The 18,341-nt window shown below is 60.7% G+C and carries 16 protein-coding genes; 5 read left to right on the top strand and 11 right to left on the bottom strand.

What is annotated here, in order from left to right:
• Positions 1 to 36 precede the first annotated feature (36 nt).
• The 4 genes from PMI24_RS04435 to PMI24_RS04420 all read left to right on the top strand — a co-directional run bounded on the left by PMI24_RS04435 (position 37) and on the right by PMI24_RS04420 (position 5,145).
• Complete coding sequence (locus PMI24_RS04435) at positions 37 to 1,230, top strand: efflux RND transporter periplasmic adaptor subunit (RefSeq protein WP_007951473.1); 1,194 nt, start codon at positions 37 to 39, stop codon at positions 1,228 to 1,230.
• A 15-nt stretch (positions 1,231 to 1,245) separates the two neighbouring features.
• Positions 1,246 to 4,398, top strand: a complete 3,153-nt coding sequence (locus PMI24_RS04430; RefSeq protein ID WP_007951472.1) for a CusA/CzcA family heavy metal efflux RND transporter — start codon at positions 1,246 to 1,248, stop codon at positions 4,396 to 4,398.
• Between the two features lie 134 nt (positions 4,399 to 4,532).
• Entirely contained in the window at positions 4,533 to 4,733 is a 201-nt protein-coding gene (locus PMI24_RS04425) for a co-regulatory protein PtrA N-terminal domain-containing protein (protein WP_045121658.1), read from the top strand.
• Positions 4,734 to 4,812: 79 nt separating this feature from the next.
• Positions 4,813 to 5,145, top strand: coding sequence for a DUF2790 domain-containing protein (locus PMI24_RS04420; RefSeq protein ID WP_007951470.1), 333 nt, complete (start codon positions 4,813 to 4,815; stop codon positions 5,143 to 5,145).
• 149 nt (positions 5,146 to 5,294) lie between these two features.
• Here the strand turns inward: PMI24_RS04420 and PMI24_RS04415 are convergent, their stop codons facing one another.
• The 3 genes from PMI24_RS04415 to PMI24_RS04405 form a co-directional block, all read right to left on the bottom strand.
• Positions 5,295 to 6,620, bottom strand: coding sequence for an OprD family porin (locus PMI24_RS04415; RefSeq protein ID WP_007951469.1), 1,326 nt, complete (start codon positions 6,618 to 6,620; stop codon positions 5,295 to 5,297).
• Between the two features lie 161 nt (positions 6,621 to 6,781).
• Complete coding sequence (locus PMI24_RS04410) at positions 6,782 to 7,096, bottom strand: helix-turn-helix domain-containing protein (protein WP_007951468.1); 315 nt, start codon at positions 7,094 to 7,096, stop codon at positions 6,782 to 6,784.
• A complete protein-coding gene (locus tag PMI24_RS04405) occupies positions 7,093 to 7,437 on the bottom strand; it encodes a hypothetical protein (RefSeq protein WP_007951467.1) in 345 nt (114 codons plus the stop codon). Before PMI24_RS04405 ends, PMI24_RS04410 begins: the two co-directional genes overlap by 4 nt.
• 372 nt (positions 7,438 to 7,809) lie before the next feature.
• Between PMI24_RS04405 and PMI24_RS04400 the strand changes: the two genes are divergently transcribed.
• Positions 7,810 to 8,283: a GNAT family N-acetyltransferase gene (locus tag PMI24_RS04400; RefSeq protein ID WP_007951466.1), complete on the top strand. Its 474-nt coding sequence runs from the start codon at positions 7,810 to 7,812 to the stop codon at positions 8,281 to 8,283.
• Positions 8,284 to 8,341: 58 nt separating this feature from the next.
• Here PMI24_RS04400 and nuoN read toward each other — a convergent pair whose 3' ends face one another.
• Genes nuoN through nuoG form a run of 8 tightly spaced genes read right to left on the bottom strand, consistent with a single transcriptional unit; the run spans position 8,342 to position 18,335 of the window.
• Positions 8,342 to 9,805, bottom strand: coding sequence for an NADH-quinone oxidoreductase subunit NuoN (gene nuoN, locus PMI24_RS04395; protein WP_007951465.1), 1,464 nt, complete (start codon positions 9,803 to 9,805; stop codon positions 8,342 to 8,344).
• 7 nt (positions 9,806 to 9,812) lie between these two features.
• Positions 9,813 to 11,345 (bottom strand): NADH-quinone oxidoreductase subunit M, encoded by a 1,533-nt coding sequence (gene nuoM, locus PMI24_RS04390; RefSeq protein WP_007951464.1) that lies wholly within the window; start codon positions 11,343 to 11,345, stop codon positions 9,813 to 9,815.
• Between the two features lie 39 nt (positions 11,346 to 11,384).
• Complete coding sequence (gene nuoL / locus PMI24_RS04385) at positions 11,385 to 13,238, bottom strand: NADH-quinone oxidoreductase subunit L (protein ID WP_007951463.1); 1,854 nt, start codon at positions 13,236 to 13,238, stop codon at positions 11,385 to 11,387.
• Positions 13,235 to 13,543, bottom strand: coding sequence for an NADH-quinone oxidoreductase subunit NuoK (nuoK, locus tag PMI24_RS04380; protein ID WP_003180046.1), 309 nt, complete (start codon positions 13,541 to 13,543; stop codon positions 13,235 to 13,237). Before nuoK ends, nuoL begins: the two co-directional genes overlap by 4 nt.
• Before the next feature lie 3 nt (positions 13,544 to 13,546).
• Positions 13,547 to 14,047 carry an NADH-quinone oxidoreductase subunit J gene (gene nuoJ / locus PMI24_RS04375; protein ID WP_007951462.1) on the bottom strand — a complete coding sequence of 167 codons (501 nt, stop codon included), beginning with the start codon at positions 14,045 to 14,047 and terminating at the stop codon, positions 13,547 to 13,549.
• 9 nt (positions 14,048 to 14,056) lie between these two features.
• Positions 14,057 to 14,605 (bottom strand): NADH-quinone oxidoreductase subunit NuoI, encoded by a 549-nt coding sequence (gene nuoI / locus PMI24_RS04370; protein WP_007951461.1) that lies wholly within the window; start codon positions 14,603 to 14,605, stop codon positions 14,057 to 14,059.
• 11 nt (positions 14,606 to 14,616) lie between these two features.
• A complete protein-coding gene (gene nuoH / locus PMI24_RS04365) occupies positions 14,617 to 15,624 on the bottom strand; it encodes an NADH-quinone oxidoreductase subunit NuoH (protein ID WP_007951460.1) in 1,008 nt (335 codons plus the stop codon).
• The gene (nuoG, locus tag PMI24_RS04360; protein ID WP_007951459.1) at positions 15,621 to 18,335 is read right to left on the bottom strand and encodes an NADH-quinone oxidoreductase subunit NuoG; all 2,715 of its coding nucleotides are present in this window, start codon (positions 18,333 to 18,335) and stop codon (positions 15,621 to 15,623) included. The genes nuoH and nuoG overlap by 4 nt, the downstream gene beginning before the upstream one ends.
• Positions 18,336 to 18,341: the final 6 nt, after the last annotated feature.

Genomic DNA, 18,341 nt, shown 5'->3' with positions numbered 1-18,341 from the left:
GATCACTGCGCGATGGTTTGGCGCAGAGGAGTTTCCATGGACAAAAAACTGATCGTGGTCGCTGCGGCGACGTTGGCGCTGGGCATTGGCATCGGCTCGATGTGGAGCGGCAATGCGTCTTTCGATGCGCATGCCGATGAAGCGGCGGAACACGCCGATCACGCCGAAGAAGGCGCCGCTGCTGACGGCGAGCACGCCGAAGAAGGGCACATCGAATTGACGGCCGAGCAGATCGCGGCGGCGGGGATTCAACTGGCCGCCGCCCAGGCGCAGAACTTCAGCCTCGGTCTGTCGTTTCCCGGCGAAGTACGTTTCGACGAGGACCGTACCGCACACGTCGTACCGCGCGTGCCGGGCGTGGTCGAGTCGGTGTCGGTCAATCTCGGGCAGTCGGTGAAGAAGGGCCAGTTGCTGGCGGTGATCGCCAGTCAGCAGATTTCCGATCAGCGCAGCGAGCAGGCGGCTGCGCAACGCCGCTTGGCCCTGGCCCGCACGACGTTCGAGCGCGAGAAGAAACTGTGGCAAGACAAGATCTCCGCCGAACAGGATTTCCTTCAGGCACGTCAGGCCCTGGAAGAAGCCGAAATCGCCGTGAGCAACGCCCGACAAAAGATCAGCGTGCTCAGTGGCAGTGTGGTCGCCACCGGTGGCAATCGCTATGAACTGCGGGCGCCTTTTGACGGTGTAGTGGTGGAAAAACACCTGACGCCGGGGGAGGTGGTCGATGAAACCACTGCGGCGTTTACGCTTTCGGATCTGTCGCGGGTGTGGGTCACGTTCGGCGTTTCACCGAAGGACCTGAACGAGGTGCAAGTGGGCAAACCCGTCACCGTCAGCGCGGCGGAATTGAACGCCGAAGTCAGCGGCACCGTGGCTTACGTCGGCAGCCTCCTTGGCGAACAGACCCGTACCGCGACCGTGCGAGTCACCCTGGAAAACCCGCAAGGCTCATGGCGCCCCGGCCTGTTTGTCACCGCGCTGGTCGCCACCGACAGTCGCCAGGCCAAAGTTGCCGTGCCGGAAACCGCGATCCAGACCGTCGAGGACAAACCCACGGTATTCGTGCGCACCGACGACGGCTTCAAGGCGCAAGCGGTGGAGCTGGGCAGTCGCGCGGCGGGTCAGGTGGAAGTCATCGCCGGACTGGAACCGGGCGTGCAAGTCGCCAGCGCCGGCAGCTTCGTCCTCAAATCGGAGCTGGGCAAAGCCTCGGCCGAGCACAGTCATTAATCGCGGAAGACTCCCATGTTCGAACGCCTGATCCAGTTTGCCATCGAGCAGCGCATCATCGTGCTGCTCGCCGTTCTGCTCATGGCCGGCCTCGGCATCGCCAGTTACCAAAAGCTGCCGATCGACGCCGTGCCCGACATCACCAACGTCCAGGTTCAGATCAACACCGGCGCGGCCGGGTTCTCGCCGCTGGAAACCGAGCAGCGCATCACCTTTCCGATTGAAACCGCGATGGCCGGCCTGCCGGCGCTGGAGCAGACCCGCTCGCTGTCGCGTTCGGGGTTGTCCCAGGTCACGGTGATCTTCAAGGACGGCACCGATCTGTTCTTTGCCCGGCAATTGGTCAACGAACGATTGCAGTCGGCCAAGGAGCAGTTGCCCGAAGGTGTGGAAGCGGTGATGGGGCCAATTTCCACCGGTCTCGGCGAGATCTTTTTATGGACGGTCGAGACCAAGGAAGGCGCGCTGAAAGAGGACGGCACGCCCTACACGCCGACCGACTTGCGGGTGATTCAGGACTGGATCATCAAGCCGCAACTGCGCAACGTCCCCGGTGTGGCCGAGATCAACACCATCGGCGGTTTTGCCAAGGAATATCAGATCGCGCCCGATCCGAAAAAACTCGCGGCCTACAAACTGACCCTCACCGATCTGGTGACGGCGCTGGAGCGCAACAACGCCAACGTCGGCGCCGGGTACATCGAGCGCAGCGGCGAGCAATTGCTGATTCGCGCGCCGGGCCAGGTAGCGAGCACCGAGGACATCGCCAACATCGTCATGGCCAACGTTGACGGCACGCCGATCCGGATCAAAAACGTCGCCACCGTGGACATCGGCCGCGAACTGCGCAGCGGCGCCGCGACGGAAAATGGCCGTGAAGTAGTACTCGGCACGGTGTTCATGCTGATCGGCGAAAACAGCCGCACGGTCTCCCAGGCCGTCGCCGCCAAGCTCGAACAGATCAACAAGTCGTTGCCCGCCGGCGTGATCGCGGTGCCGGTGTACGACCGCACGCATCTGGTCGACAAAGCCATCGCCACGGTGAAGAAAAACCTCGTCGAAGGCGCGATTCTGGTGATCGCGATCCTGTTTCTGTTCCTCGGCAACATCCGCGCTGCGCTGATCACGGCGATGGTGATTCCGCTGTCGATGCTGTTTACCTTCACCGGTATGTTCAGCAACAAGGTCAGCGCCAACCTGATGAGCCTCGGCGCGCTGGACTTCGGCATCATCGTCGACGGCGCGGTGGTGATCGTCGAAAACACCCTGCGCCGGCTGGCCCATGCGCAGCAGCATCACGGACGCCTGCTGACGCGATCCGAGCGTTTCCATGAAGTGTTTGCAGCGGCGAAAGAGGCGCGGCGACCGCTGATTTTCGGCCAATTGATCATCATGGTCGTGTACCTGCCGATCTTCGCCCTGAGCGGCGTCGAAGGGAAAATGTTCCACCCGATGGCGTTCACCGTGGTCCTCGCATTGCTTGGCGCCATGCTCTTGTCCGTGACCTTTGTGCCGGCGGCAATCGCATTGTTCGTGACCGGCAAGGTCAAGGAAGAAGAGGGCGTGGTGATGCGCGGCGCACGTCGCGTTTATGCACCGGCGCTGAACTGGGTCATGTCCCACCGGACGATGGCGGTCGGCGCGGCGTTGGGTGTGATTGTGCTCAGCGGTGTGGTCACCAGCCGCATGGGCAGCGAGTTTGTGCCGAGCCTCAGCGAAGGCGATTTTGCCTTGCAGGCGCTGCGCGTGCCGGGCACCAGCCTGACGCAATCGGTGGATATGCAGCAGCGGCTGGAAACGTTGATCCTTAATAAAGTGCCTGAGGTTGAACGCGTATTCGCCCGCACCGGCACTGCCGAAATCGCTTCCGACCCGATGCCACCGAACATCTCCGACAGCTACGTTATGCTCAAGCCGAAGGAGCAATGGCCGGATCCGGGCAAGTCCCGCGAAACCCTGATGGCCGAACTGCAGCAAGCCGCGGCAACGCTGCCGGGCAGCAACTATGAACTGTCGCAGCCGATCCAGTTGCGCTTCAACGAGCTGATCTCCGGCGTGCGCAGCGACGTGGCGGTGAAGGTGTTCGGTGATGACATGGACGTGCTCAACGCCACGGCGGCGAAGATTGCCGCCGCGATGCAGAAGGTCAACGGCGCGTCCGAGGTCAAGGTCGAGCAAACCACCGGTCTGCCGGTGCTGACCATCAACATTGATCGCGACAAGGCGGCGCGTTACGGGCTCAATGTTGGCGATGTGCAGGACACCATTGCGGTGGCCGTCGGCGGGCAGAAGGCCGGGACGCTGTATGAAGGCGACCGTCGATTCGACATGGTGGCGCGGTTGTCCGACGCCATGCGCAAGGACATCGACGGGTTGTCGGCGCTGCTGATTCCGGTGCCGGCGGCGGGTGGTGATGCCTCCAGTCAGATCGGCTTCATTGCGCTGAAGGACGTTGCCAGCCTCGATCTGGTGCTGGGGCCGAATCAGGTCAGCCGCGAGAACGGCAAGCGCCTGGTGATCGTCAGCGCCAACGTGCGTGGGCGCGACATCGGTTCTTTTGTCGCCGAGGCAGGCGAAGTGATCGAGCGCGATGTGCAGGTGCCGGCGGGTTACTGGACCACCTGGGGCGGGCAGTTCGAGCAACTGCAATCGGCGGCCAAGCGCTTGCAGATCGTGGTGCCGGTGGCGTTGCTGCTGGTGTTCGGGTTGCTGTTCATGATGTTCAACAACCTCAAGGACGGCTTGCTGGTGTTCACCGGGATTCCGTTTGCGCTGACCGGCGGGGTCATGGCGTTGTGGCTGCGGGACATTCCGTTGTCGATCTCGGCGGGTGTCGGGTTTATCGCGCTGTCGGGGGTGGCGGTGCTGAACGGGTTGGTGATGATCGCGTTTATCCGCAACTTGCGGGAGGAGGGGCGTTCGTTGTCCGAAGCAATCCACGAAGGTGCGCTGACACGATTGCGTCCGGTGTTGATGACAGCGTTGGTGGCGTCCCTGGGCTTCATTCCGATGGCGCTTGCGACGGGCACCGGAGCCGAGGTGCAGCGACCGCTGGCAACGGTAGTGATTGGCGGGATCCTGTCCTCGACCATTCTCACACTGCTGATCCTGCCGGCGTTGTATCAGCTGGCGCATCGTCGGGATGAGGAAGCGCTTACGGCTGCCTAGTCACTTTTTGCCTCAACAACAGGCCCGCGATTGCGGGCCTTTCCACATAACGGATATGTAATTTCGGCGCCACCGTCACGAAAGGTTCGGATTGTTACCTTGATCCCGTCAGTGACTTGAATGAGGAATCAATGATGAAACTTGCACAGATTGGCGCGTTTGCCGTGGCTCTGATGATGTCTTCGCTGGTGTTGGCCGAAGGTGGCGGCGACCGCACTTTCGACCGAATGATGGCCGCCAATGACCGCTCGATGGAGGTGTTTGCTGCGAAGGAAAAGGCCCGTGATCCGGTCGTCGTGAACGGCAAGAAGGACGACAAGACCCAAGACCTGTAAGCGTGCTGCCAGTGAATGAGCCCGTCATCGCGCATCGATGGTGGGCTTTTTTATGAGTCGTGATTTGAAGGAAGCGAATATGAAAACTCTAAAGCTGTTGGCGTTCAGCGCTGTCATGGCGATGTCCTTGAATGCGTTGGCCGAAGGCGGTGGTGACAGAACGTTCGACCGGGCGCTCAGTGCCAACACCAAAGCCATGGAGCAGTACGCGGCCAGTCAGGGCAAAGCGGCGCCGGTGGTCAAGGAATACGAGTACGGAATGAAGCTGGATGTGAAGAAGGTGGTGAGTGTTGTCCGGCCGAAAAATGAATGCGCGGTCGTGCCGGCTGCGATGACTTACGAGGACTCCAAGGGGCAGCTCAATACGGTCACTTATAACGTGATGGGGAATTGTCGTCAGCAGGGTGGCTGACGCTAATCCCGGCTGAAACGCCCGGTTCATGTTCAGTGAGTCGGGCTTTTTTTCATCCATAAAAAAGGCGCCCCGAAGGACGCCAAAAATTCACCTCTTACCAAAGGAGCAAGGAGCTTCTAAAGGTGAATGGGCATTGCTCGTGAAACTCAGAGAATCGCCAGCGGGTATTCGACGATCACCCGCACTTCATCCAGATCCGACTCGAACGCGGTGGCGCGGGTGGTGGCCTGGCGCAGACGCAGCGACAGGTCTTTCATCGAACCGCTTTGCACCACGTATTTGACTTCGATGTCACGCTCCCAGCGCTTCTGGTCAGTCAGCGGATTGCCCTCGGCATCGCGGCGCATGTACACGGCGTTGGCGTTGGAGTAATCGGCGTCGGTGCCGCGTGCGTAACGAGTCATGAACGACAGGCCCGGCACGCCATAGGTGGTCATGTCGAGGTCGTAGCGCACCATCCACGAACGCTCTTTCGGCGAGTTGAAGTCGCTGTACTGAATGGAGTTGTCGAGGAAGATCGAGTCGGACTGGCGCAGGTAATCGAAGTCGTCGTTGCCGTTGTTGCGCTGGTGAGAGAGGGCGACCGAGTGGGCGCCGAGTTTCACACCGACGCGGCCACTCCAGATGTTGTTGTCGAACTCGCCGAGCAATTGTTTGCCCTCGTCGACCGCCTTGTAGTAATTCAGGCCGCCGAACAGCGACAGGTCATCCGACAGCGGATACGTCCAGGCGGTGCCGGCGTAGTACTGGTTCCAGGCATCTTTGAGGCGGCTGGAGTACAGGCTGAAACTCAGGTTTTTGTTCAGCGCGTAATCGCCGCCGCCGTAAGCGATCCACGGCGAATTGACCGGGCCGGCATAGAAGGTCGCGAAGTTCTCGCGCAGGTCGCTGGACACCGGTTGGCTCATCGCATGCAGCCGACCGCCCTGGATCGACAGACCTTCGATGCTGGTGTTGGTCGCCGTCACACCGCGAAAGCTTTCCGGCAACAATCGCGAATCGCCTGCCGCGACCACCGGGTTGGCCGGGAACACATCACCGACTTTCACCACCGTATCGAAAGCGCGCACTTTGGCGGCGCCACCGACCTTGGTGTATTCGTCCCGCGCTTCGCCGTCGCTGTTGACCGGCAACACATCGAACGAACTGCGGCCACCGTTGCGACCGTCGCCGGTGTCGAGTTTCAGACCGATCATCGCAAACGCATCCACCCCGACCCCGACGGTGCCCTGGGTGAAGCCGGATTCGAACTTGCCGATGATGCCGTGGGCCCAGGCTTCGGAATAACCATTGCCCGTGGGACTGGACTGGCCGTTGCGGTGGTCACGGTTGAAATAGAGGTTACGGTTGAGCACCGTCAGGCTGCTGCCTTCGATAAACCCTTCGGGTTTTTCTTCTGCAAACACCGTGGACGGCCCGGCGCCGACAACCACTGCCAGAGCGGCCATCGATATTTTTGTGTTGTTAACCATCAATCACTCCTAGGGTTCGGCAGAACGGGAACGAGCTTCGGCGTGGGTTTTATTGTTCGACGGGCAAGGGGCCCGCCGGGAGAGTCGCCGGGTGACATCGTTGCAGGCTGCGGATAACGGGGAGGTGATTGGGGAATTACAATTTTGTTAGATCCCGGTAGTCAGGTCAGAGCCGCAAGGTGGTCGATCGTTTGTGGAAAACGCTCGACCAGTCGAATGAGTGTCGTCGCTTGGGCATTTGGCGTTGCTCGACCTTGTTCCCAGTTTTCGAGGGTTCTAGTGTTGGTTCGCAGGTACATGGCGAAAACTGACCGGGAGAGGTTGAGTTGCTGGCGGATCGCAACAACTTCCTCGGCAGTGATCGGCAATAGTTTGGGTAACTGGACTTTGTGGGTGCGAAGGGTGACCTTGCCTTGGCGCTCGTCGGCCAAAGCCTCAAGGCCCTCCATCAGTTCGGAAAAAATGTCGCGTTTCATATTTGGGTTCTCGCGTTGATTTCTGTATCCAGCGCCTGTTTGAAGACTCTTTTCTGGGAAGGCAACAGATCGTCTTGCTCGTTTTTGCTGTACACGGTGAACAGCCAGAATTGGTCGAAACCAGACCACCAGTAATAAATCACTCGTAATCCGCTGCGCTTGCCCTTACCGCGTCGTTGGTCGCAGAAGCGAATTTTGCGCAGCCCGCCCGTGCCTTCGATGAGGTCGCCCGCTTCAGGATTTTTCAGCAGCTCCAACTGAAAGCTGCGAAACAGATCATCATCCAGGTAATCGTCCCGGTGCTTCTGGAACGCGGGTAATTCGATAAAAAGAGCATCCATGTTCTGTACGTTACCTGCGTATAGTTTTGTCCCGATGATCGAATTGGTCAAGGCCTCCAGGCCATCCTTTTCGCCCCCTTTTCAACGGTAGTCACCGATCGTAAAAACACCTGTAGGACGAGTCAGCCAGTGTGGTGGGAGCGTTCGACTGTTTAGGGAAGAGCCTTGCGATTGACGCGTCGGAACAATCCGCAGCACTATCCAGCCATGACTGCCCAACACCGAATGACCATGATGTGCTCCTCTATGACCGCTTCCGGCGGGCCATAAGGTCGTGCATGTCTGGCAAATGACGTGTTGTTACCCAAAGCCCCGCCAGAAATGGACGGGGCTTTTTCATTGCCCGTCCGCACATGGCTCAAGGAGAGAGAAATGTTCGAAATGAAAAGAGCCGAACCGGACGATGCCGGGATAGCGTTCGAGATTCGGCGACTGGCGATCCGGGATCAATGCATCGGTGCCTACAGCGAGCAGCAAATGCTCGACTGGACAAAGGGCTCGGCGGCAGACGGTTATTACACGCTCATGCAAAAGCATTTCTATCTGGGTTGCGTTGAAGGTGAGCCCGTGGCAACCGGAATGCTCGATCTGGAGCACCGCGAAATCGGTGCAATCTTCATCCATCCGGATTTCATGCAGCGCGGGCTTGGTAAACGCGTGCTGCACTTTTTGGAAGCGCTGGCACAGGATCTGGGGCTGGCAGAGGTTTGTCTGGATGCGACGTTGAATGCCGCTGATTTTTATCGGCGCTGCGGTTACGTTGGGGAGGGGAGTGCGATCTATCAGTCGCCTTCAGGTCTGCAACTGGCCTGCGTGCCGATGGTGAAAAAACTCAAGACGGTCTAGACGCAAAAACGGCACCCGAAGGTGCCGTTTCTGTTTGTAGCCAGCTATCGCTGAGCGATCAGCCCGCCAGGCCCGATTGCTGAACCAGGGTCAGCAGCGGTTGTGGGTAGACGCCGAGGAAGAACGCGACAAGGGCGATTGCCAGCAGCATCACGCCGCCTGCTTTCTGTTCCCAGTGCAACTGGGCGTCGTGGCGGCGCAAGTTTGGTTCGATCAGGTACAGGGTGACCATCACGCGCAGGTAGTAGAAGACGCCGATGGCGCTGCCCAGTACCAGCGAGCCGACCAGCCACCATTGGTGCGACTCGACACCGGTGGCGATGATGTAGAACTTGCCGATGAAGCCAGCAGTCAGCGGGATACCGGCCAGGGACAGCATCATCACGGTCAGTACGGCGGTCAGGTACGGACGGCGCCAGAACAGGCCGCGGTACTCGTACAGCGCGTCTGCGTCACGGCCGTTGTACGGCGAGGACATCAGGGTGATCACGCCGAAGGCGCCGAGGCTGGTGATCACGTAGGTGACCAGGTACACGCCGATGGCTTCCACCGCCAGACCCTTGCTCGCCACCAGTGCGATCAGCAGGTAGCCGAAGTGCGCGATGGACGAGTAACCGAGCAGACGCTTGAGGTTGCTCTGGGTCAGGGCCAGCAGGTTACCGAACAGGATCGAGGCGATGGCGATGATGGTCAGCACGTTGCTCAGAACGCCACTGCTTGCAGCAGGGGAGATCTGGAACAGACGAACCATGACCGCGAACACAGCCACTTTCGAAGCGGTGGCGAGGAACGCGGCCACCGGTGCCGGAGCACCTTCGTACACGTCCGGCGTCCACAGGTGGAACGGTACCAGCGACAGTTTGAACGCCAGACCGATCAGCATCATGCCCAGGCCCAGTTGCGCCAGCGAGCTTGGCAGGCCGGTCGCGGCCAGTGCCTGACCGATGCCGACGAAGCTCAGCGAACCCGAGTCGGCGTACAGCAGCGCCATACCGAACAGCAGGAACGCGGAACCGGCGGCCGACAGCACCATGTACTTGATGCCGGCTTCCAGCGAACGCTTGTTGAAGAAGGCGTAGGCCACCAGACCGTAGACCGGCACCGACAGCAGTTCCAGACCGATGAACAACCCGGCCAGGTGCTGCGCGCTGACCAGAACCAGGCCACCGGCGGCGGCCATCAGGATCAGCAGGTACAGTTCTTCACGGTTGCCCGGGTAACCCGAACCGCCATCGCCGAGGTAGGCGTGGGCGAGGGTGACGCAAGCGAGGGTGGCGACCAGGATCAGCGCCATGTACAGGCAGGCAAAGGTGTCGATCTGCAGCAATGGAGTCACGGCCAGAGGCGCGACTTTCAGCGCTGGCAGGATCGACAGCAAGGCCAGGTTCAGACCTGCCACCGAAATCAGGAAGGTCTGCGAGTGGTTGCGGCGCCAGGCGATTGCCAGCATCACCACGATAATGGTGAGGCTGGTGATCAACAGTGGCGCAAGCGCAATAAAGTGTTGAATCGTGAATTCCATAGCGCTCTTACCGGGCCGAAGCGAGTTGAGTGAAGGCGGTGCCGAGCCACTGCTGCACGCCATGCATCGTGGCGGCAGAAGTGTCGAGGAACGGTTGCGGGTAGACGCCGAGGTAAATCAGCAGTACCGCAAGGCCCAGCACCATGATCAGTTCGCGACCGTCCATGCCGTGCAGGATCGAATCCGATTTGGACGGACCGAAGTAAGCGCGGTGGATCATGATCAGCGAGTAGACCGAACCGAACACCAGACCGGAGGTGGCAATCGCGGTGATCCATGGAGCACTGGCGAACGTACCGATCAGGATCAGGAATTCACCGACGAAGTTACCGGTGCCCGGCAGACCCAGAGAGGCGGCTGCGAAGAACAGACTGATCGCCGGCAGGTAAGCGATACGCGACCACAGACCGCCCATCTCACGCATGTCACGAGTATGCAGACGCTCGTACAGCTGACCGCTGAGGATAAACAGTGCCGCCGCCGACAGACCGTGCGCCAGCATCTGGATCACTGCACCTTGCAGCGCCAGTTGGCTGCCGGAGTAGATGCCGATCAGTACGAAGCCCATGTGGGAAACGGACGAGAAGGCGATCAGACGTTTGATGTCGGTTTGTGCGAAAGCGAGGAACGCACCGTAGAAGATCCCGATCAGACCGAGGGTCATGGCGATCGGCGCGAACTCGGCCGAGGCGTTCGGGAACAGCGGCAGGGCGAAACGCAGCAGACCGTAGGCCGCGGTTTTCAGCAAGATACCGGCGAGGTCGACGGAACCTGCAGTCGGCGCCTGGGCGTGAGCGTCAGGCAGCCAGGAGTGGAACGGAACCACTGGCAGCTTGACCGCGAAGGCGATGAAGAAGCCGAGCATCAGGATGTACTCGGTGGTCATCGACATCTTGGTCTTCAACAGGTCGGCGTAGTTGAAGGTGATCACGCCGGTGCTGTTGTAGTTGACCAGGACCAGACCGAGGATCGCCACCAGCATGATCAGGCCGGAAGCCTGAGTGAAGATGAAGAACTTGGTCGCAGCGTAGATCCGGGTTTTCTTGCCGTCCGAAGAACTGTGACCCCAGAGCGCGATGAGGAAGTACATCGGCACCAGCATCATTTCCCAGAAGAAGAAGAACATGAACAGGTCGAGGGCGAGGAACACGCCGACAACGCCGCCCAGGATCCACATCAGGTTCAGGTGGAAGAAGCCAACGTGACGTTGAATCTCTTTCCACGAGCAGAGTACCGACAGGATACCCAGCAGACCGGTCAGCAGGATCATCAGCAGCGACAGGCCGTCGAGGGCCAGGTGCACGTTGATGCCGAAGCGCTGGATCCAGACGTGCTTGAACTCAAGCGCCCAGGTCGGATCGGCGCCAGGCGCCGGTGCAAATGAATAGTCACCGTGGGCCCACAGCCAGAGGCCGAGGGCGAGTTCCAGGGTCATGGTCAACAGCGCAATCCAGCGGGGGAGGGTAGCGCCGAAGCGCTCACCCATCCAGCACAGCAGGCCGCCGATGAAGGGGATCAGGATTAGCCAAGGCAGAATCATGACGGGCTCGTTTCCTTTCGCAAATTCGCAAGGTTCATATCAGACCGCTACCAGCACGACAGCGCCGATGACCAACACGGCACCAGCAGCCATCGAAGCAGCGTACCAACGCAGTTGACCGGTTTCGGTACGGCTCAGGGCGGTGTGACCACCCTTGGCCATGCGCGGGATCAGACCGATGGTCTGGTCGAGCGGGTCTTTGCGCAGCATGTGGCTGATCGCAAGGTACGGCTTGACGAACAGTTTGTCGTAGATCCAGTCGAAGCCCCAGGCAGCGAACCACCAGGCCGAAAGGAGACGGCCGATGCCGCTGTTGGCGATCGCGGTCACGAAGCGACGCTTGCCAAGGAACAGCAGGGCCGCCAGCAGGATACCGGCCAGGGCGATGGCGCCCGAGGCGATTTCCAGACTGTGCTTGGCTTCGCCACCGGCATGACCAACGCTCTCCGGCAGTACGCCGTGCAGCGGTGGAACGATCATGGCGCCGACGAAGGTCGACAGCACGATCAGCACCGACAGCGGCAGCCAGTGAGCGATGCCGTGACCGGCGTGGGCTTCGGTCTTGGCTTCACCGTGGAACGCGATGAAGATCAGGCGGAAGGTGTACAGCGACGTCATGAATGCGCCGACCAGACCTGCGTAGAGCAGACCGTGGTTGCCGCTGGCGAACGCTTCCCAGAGGATTTCGTCCTTGGAGTAGAAACCTGCGGTCACCAGAGGCAGGGCAGCCAGAGCGGCACCACCGACGATGAAGCTGGCGTAGGCCAGCGGCAGTTTCTTCCACAGGCCGCCCATCTTGAAGATGTTCTGCTCGTGGTGGCAGGCAACGATCACCGCACCGGAGGCAAGGAACAGCAGGGCCTTGAAGAAGGCGTGGGTCATCAGGTGGAAGATCGCGCCTTCCCAGGCGCCAACGCCCAGCGCCAGGAACATGTAGCCGATCTGGCTCATGGTCGAGTAGGCGAGGATACGTTTGATGTCGGTTTGTACCAGTGCGGCGAAGCCGGCCAGTACCAGGGTCACACCACCGACGATGCCGACCAGGTGCAGTATGTCCGGCGCCAGGGCGAACAGACCGTGGGTACGGGCGATCAGGTAGACACCGGCGGTCACCATGGTTGCGGCGTGGATCAGTGCCGAAACCGGGGTAGGACCGGCCATCGCGTCCGCAAGCCAGGTCTGCAGCGGCAGTTGCGCCGATTTACCGACCGCACCACCCAGCAGCATCAGGGTTGCCAGCACGATCCAGAAATCACCGACCTTGAAGTGCTCAGGCGCCTTCACCAGCAGTTCCTGGACGTTCAGCGTGCCCAGTTGCTGGAACAGGATGAACAGGCCGATCGCCATGAACACGTCGCCGATACGGGTGACGATGAAGGCTTTGAGTGCGGCGTTACCGTTGTTGCGGTTGCTGTAGTAGAAACCGATCAACAGGTACGAGCACAGGCCCACGCCTTCCCAACCGAAGTAGATGAACAGCAGGTTATCGCCGAGGATCAGGAACAGCATGCTGGCGATAAACAGGTTGGTGTACGAGAAGAAGCGCGAGTAACCGTCTTCGCCACGCATGTACCAGGAGGCAAACAGGTGGATCAGGAAGCCGACACCGACGACCACACCGAGCATGGTCACGGACAGACCATCCAGGTACAGCGCGAAGTTAGGCTGGAAACCTTCCACCGACATCCAGCGCCACAGCACCTGGGTGTAGACGCCACCTTCCGGTGGCGCGACGTTGAATTGCCAGATCACGTAGGCCGCGACGATGGCAGACAGGCCGATGGAGCCGACACCGATCAGCGCCGACAGGTTTTCCGAGAAGCGGCCGCGCGAGAACGACAGCAACAGGAACCCGATCAGAGGGAATACGAAAGTCAGAAAGAGTAGGTTCATCCGCGCATCTCACTGGCAGCGTCGATATCGAGCGTGTGGAAGCGGCGATACAGTTGCAGCAGGATCGCCAGGCCAATACTGGCTTCGGCGGCTGCAAGGCTGATCACCAGGATGAACATGATCTGTCCATCCGGTTGCGCCCAGCGGGCGCCCGCAACGATGAAGGCCAGTGCAGAGGCGTTCATCATCACTTCCAGACTCATCAACACGAACAAAATGTTGCGGCGGACCATCAGGCCGACCAGACCAAGGCAGAACAGGATGCCAGCGACGGCCAATCCATGTTCGAGAGGGATAGCAGGCATGTCTTACTCCTTCGCCTCGTTACGGCCCAAATGGAACGCCGTGACGGCTGCAGCGAGCAGCAGCATCGAGGCGAGTTCGACCACCAGCAGATACGGACCGAACAGGCTGATGCCCACGGCTTTTGCATCGACGGTGGTGTGGCCGATGGCCTGACCGCTCTGGTGAGCGAACAGCACATACAGCAGTTCGGCCAGCAGCAGGGCGGCGAGAATCACCGGCCCCGCCCAGATCCCGGGCTTGAGCCAGGTGCGTTCCTGCTGAACCGAGGCCGGGCCCAGGTTCAGCATCATCACCACGAACACGAACAGCACCATGATGGCGCCGGCGTAGGCGATCACTTCCAGCACGCCGGCGAACGGAGCGCCGAGTGCGAAGAAGGTCATGGCCACGGCGATCAACGAAATGATCAGGTAGAGCAGGGCGTGCACAGGATTGGTGTTGGTGACCACACGCAGTGTGGACACAACAGCGATACCCGATGCGAAATAGAAAGCGAATTCCATCGTTCTTCCTTAAGGCAGCAAGCTCTTCACGTTGATCGGCTCGGCTTCGTTTTGTGCGGCGCCTTTCGGCTTGCCCGCAACGGCCATACCAGCAACACGATAGAAGTTGTAATCAGGGTTTTTGCCGGGGCCGGAGATCAAAAGATCTTCTTTCTCGTACACCAGGTCCTGACGTTTGAACTCGGCCATCTCGAAATCCGGGGTCAGCTGGATCGCGGTGGTCGGGCAGGCTTCCTCGCAGAGACCGCAGAAAATGCAGCGCGAGAAGTTGATACGGAAGAAGTCCGGGTACCAGCGACCGTCTTCGGTTTCAGCTTTCTGCAGCGAGATGCAACCCACCGGGCAGGCCACGGCGCAAAGGTTGCAGGCTACGCAGCGTTCTTCGCCGTCGGGGTCGCGGGTCAGGACGATGCGGCCACGGTAGCGTGGTGGCAGGTAGACCGGCTCTTCCGGGTATTGCAGGGTGTCGCGCTTGCGAAAGCCATGGCCGAAGACCATGACCAGGCTGCGCAACTGGGTACCGGTACCCTTAACGATGTCGCCAATATATTTGAACATGGGTCAAATCCTCACTGAACCGCAACCGCAGGCGTGTTCCACAACACGATTGCAGCGGTCACCAGCAAATTGATCAGGGTCAGTGGCAGGCAGAATTTCCAGCTGAAATCCATCACCTGGTCATAACGCGGACGCGGGATGGAAGCGCGCAGCAGGATGAACAGCATGATGAAGAACGCGGTCTTCAGTGCGAACCAGACGAAGGACAGTTGCGGCAGGATGCCGAACGGACCGTGCCAGCCACCGAAGAACAGGGTGACCAGCAGCGCCGAGATCAGGATGATGCCGATGTATTCACCGACGAAGAACATGCCCCATTTCATACCGGCGTATTCAATGTGGTAACCGTCGGCCAGTTCCTGTTCCGCTTCCGGCTGGTCGAACGGGTGACGGTGAGTCACGGCCACGCCAGCGATGAAGAAGGTACAGAAGCCGAAGAACTGCGGAATGATGAACCACAGGTTCTGCGCCTGGTACTCGACGATGTCGCGCATGTTGAACGAGCCGACCTGCACCACGATGCCCATCAGGGCCAGGCCCATGAACACTTCGTAGGACACGGTCTGCGCCGAGGCACGCAAGCTGCCGAGCAGGGCGAACTTGTTGTTACTCGACCAGCCGGCGAACAGCACCGCGTAGACCGACAGACCGGCCATGGCGAAGAAGAACAGCAGGCCGATGTTCAGATCCGCCACGCCCCAGGTCGGGGTGATCGGGATGATCGCGAAGGCGATCAGCAGGGCGGACATGGCCACCACCGGTGCCAGGGTGAAGATCACCTTGTCGGCAAACGGCGGGGTCCAGTCTTCCTTGAAGAACATCTTCAGCATGTCGGCCGCGATCTGGAACATGCCGAACGGGCCAACGCGGTTCGGACCGTAACGGTCCTGCCACCAGCCCAGCAGGCGACGCTCGACAAAGCTGAGCAACGCGCCTGCGACCACCACGGCCAGCAGGATCACGATGGCCTTGATGACCGTCAGGATCACATCGATCACTTCAGGGGTGAACCAGGTCATTGCGCTGCCTCCTGCAGACCATCAACGGTTTGGCCGAAAATCGCCGGCGGAATGCCTGCCAGACCGGCCGGCAGTGCAACCAGGCCAGCGCCCAGCTCTTCATTGATGCGCAGCGGCAGACGCAGGGTCTGGCCGGCAACATTGAGGCTCAGCAGTGCGCCGTCGTTGACGCCCAGGCGGTCCGCTTCGGACTTGGCCAGTGCAACGTAGGCGGCCGGGATGCGTTCCTGGACCGGAGCGGCTTTCGACGAGTTCTCGTCGCTGCCGAACAGGTGATAGAACGGCACGGCTTGCCAGGTGCCCTGGGCCGGGTTGAACGCGCGCGGAACACTGGCGAACCAGTTCAGCGAATCACCGGTGCTTTCGATCAGGCGGGTGCCCGGATCGCCAGCGCGCAGGTGACCACCGACTTCGTCCTGGAACTTGTTCCAGGCTTGCGGCGAGTTCCAGCCCGGCGACCAGGCGAACGGCACTTGCTGACGCGGTTCGGCGGAGCCCGAGTAACCTTCCATCGAGAAGGCGAACGCGGTGTCCTTGTCTTGCGGGGTGCGTGGTTCGTGAACGCTGATGTCGGCGCGCATCGCGGTGCGACCGGAGTAACGCAGCGGCTCACGGGCCAGTTTCAGACCCTTGATGCGGAACGAGGCGGACGGCGCGGCGTCGACGATACGGGCCAGTTGCGTGGTGCTCGAAGCAACGGCAGCGGTCACGTGGTCGAGTTGCGTCCAGTCGATCGGCTGGTTCAGCAGGGTGGCGCGCAGGGCGTGCAGCCAGCGCCAGCCTTCGTGGACCAGAATGCTCGCGTCCATGTATTGCGGGTCGAAAACCTGGAAGAAGCGCTGGGCGCGACCTTCCTGGCTGACCAAAGTACCGTCGCCTTCAGCGAAGCTGGCGGCTGGCAGAACCAGATGCGCGCGGTCGCTGGTGGCGGTCTTCTGATGGTCGGCAACGATCACTACTTTCGCAGCGTTCAGTGCCGCATCGACCTTGGCCTTGGCGGTACGGGTGTACAGATCGTTTTCCAGCACGACGATGGCGTCGGCCTTGCCGTCGATCACAGCTTGCAGCGCGGCATCGACCGATTCGCCACCGAGCATGGCCAGGCCGAGGCTGTTGGCTTCCGGCACGATCAGGCTGATCGAACCGTTCTTCTCGCGCAGCTTCAGGGCCTTGGCGATGTTCGCAGCGGCTTCGATCAAGGCTTTGGAGCCAAGCGAAGTACCGGCGATGATCAGCGGACGCTTGGCGGCGAGCAGAGCATCGGCGATGCGCTTGGCCAGTTCCAGGGCTTCGGCGTCCAGTCCTTCAACGGCCGGAGCGCTGGCGTCCAGGGCGTGAGCCACGGCGAAACCGATGCGGGCCAGATCGTCGGGAGCGGCGTGTACGCATTCTTCGGCGATGTCGTCGAGCTTGGTTTCAGCCAGGCTCGCGATGAACAGCGGGTTCAGCTCGTGCTGGCCGATGTTCTTCACGGCGGCGTCGAGCCAAGGCTGGACGCGCATGGCTTCGGCCATGTCTTCGGCCTTGCCTTTGACCGACTGACGCAGGGCCAGGGCCATGCGGGCGGCGGTCTGGGTCAGGTCTTCACCGAGGACGAACACGGCGTCGTGGTCTTCGATGTCGCGCATGTTCGGCACTGGCAGCGGGCTGTCTTTCAGCACTTGCAGGACCAGACGGATGCGTTCCAGCTCGGAGGCTTCGATACCGGAGTAGAAGTGCTCGGCGCCTACCAGTTCACGCAACGCGTAGTTGCTTTCCAGGCTGGCACGCGGCGAACCGATACCGACGATGTTGCGACCGCGCAGCAGGTCGGCGGCTTTGTCCAGCGCGTCGTCCAGGCTTAGTTTGGTGCCGTCGGCCAGCAGTGGCTGACGTGGACGGTCGGTGCGGTTGACGTAGCCATAACCGAAACGGCCACGGTCGCACAGGAAGTACTGGTTCACCGAACCGTTGTAACGGTTTTCGATGCGACGCAGTTCGCCGTAACGCTCGCCCGGGGAGATGTTGCAACCGCTCGAGCAGCCATGGCAGATGCTCGGCGAGAACTGCATGTCCCACTTGCGGTTGTAGCGCTCGGAGTGAGTCTTGTCGGTAAACACACCGGTCGGGCAGACCTCGGTGAGGTTGCCGGAGAACTCGCTTTCGAGGGTGCCGTCTTCAACGCGACCGAAGTACACGTTGTCGTGGGCGCCGAATACACCGAGGTCGGTGCCGCCGGCGTAGTCCTTGTAGAAACGCACGCAGCGGTAGCAGGCGATGCAGCGGTTCATTTCGTGGGAAATGAACGGGCCCAGTTGCTGGTTCTGGTGAGTACGTTTTGTGAAGCGATAACGGCGCTCGTTGTGGCCGGTCATCACGGTCATGTCTTGCAGGTGGCAGTGACCGCCTTCCTCGCACACAGGGCAGTCGTGCGGGTGGTTGGTCATCAGCCATTCGACGACACTGGCGCGGAACGCCTTGGATTCTTCATCGTCGATGGAGATCCAGGTGTTGTCGGTGGCAGGGGTCATGCAGGACATGACGATGCGACCACGGGTGTCGTTCTCGTCGGTGTACTGCTTGACCGCGCACTGGCGGCAGGCCCCGACGCTACCAAGCGCGGGGTGCCAGCAGAAATAAGGGATGTCGAGGCCCAGCGACAGACATGCCTGTAACAGGTTGTCTGCCCCGTCGACTTCGAGCGCTTTGCCGTCTACGTGGATAGTGGCCATGGTTCA

Source organism: Pseudomonas sp. GM25 (assembly GCF_000282255.1).
Classification (GTDB): Bacteria; Pseudomonadota; Gammaproteobacteria; order Pseudomonadales; family Pseudomonadaceae; genus Aquipseudomonas; species Aquipseudomonas aphyarum.
The sequence above is the reverse complement of the archived record's forward strand: the minus strand, read 5'-3'. Positions and strand labels throughout refer to the sequence as shown.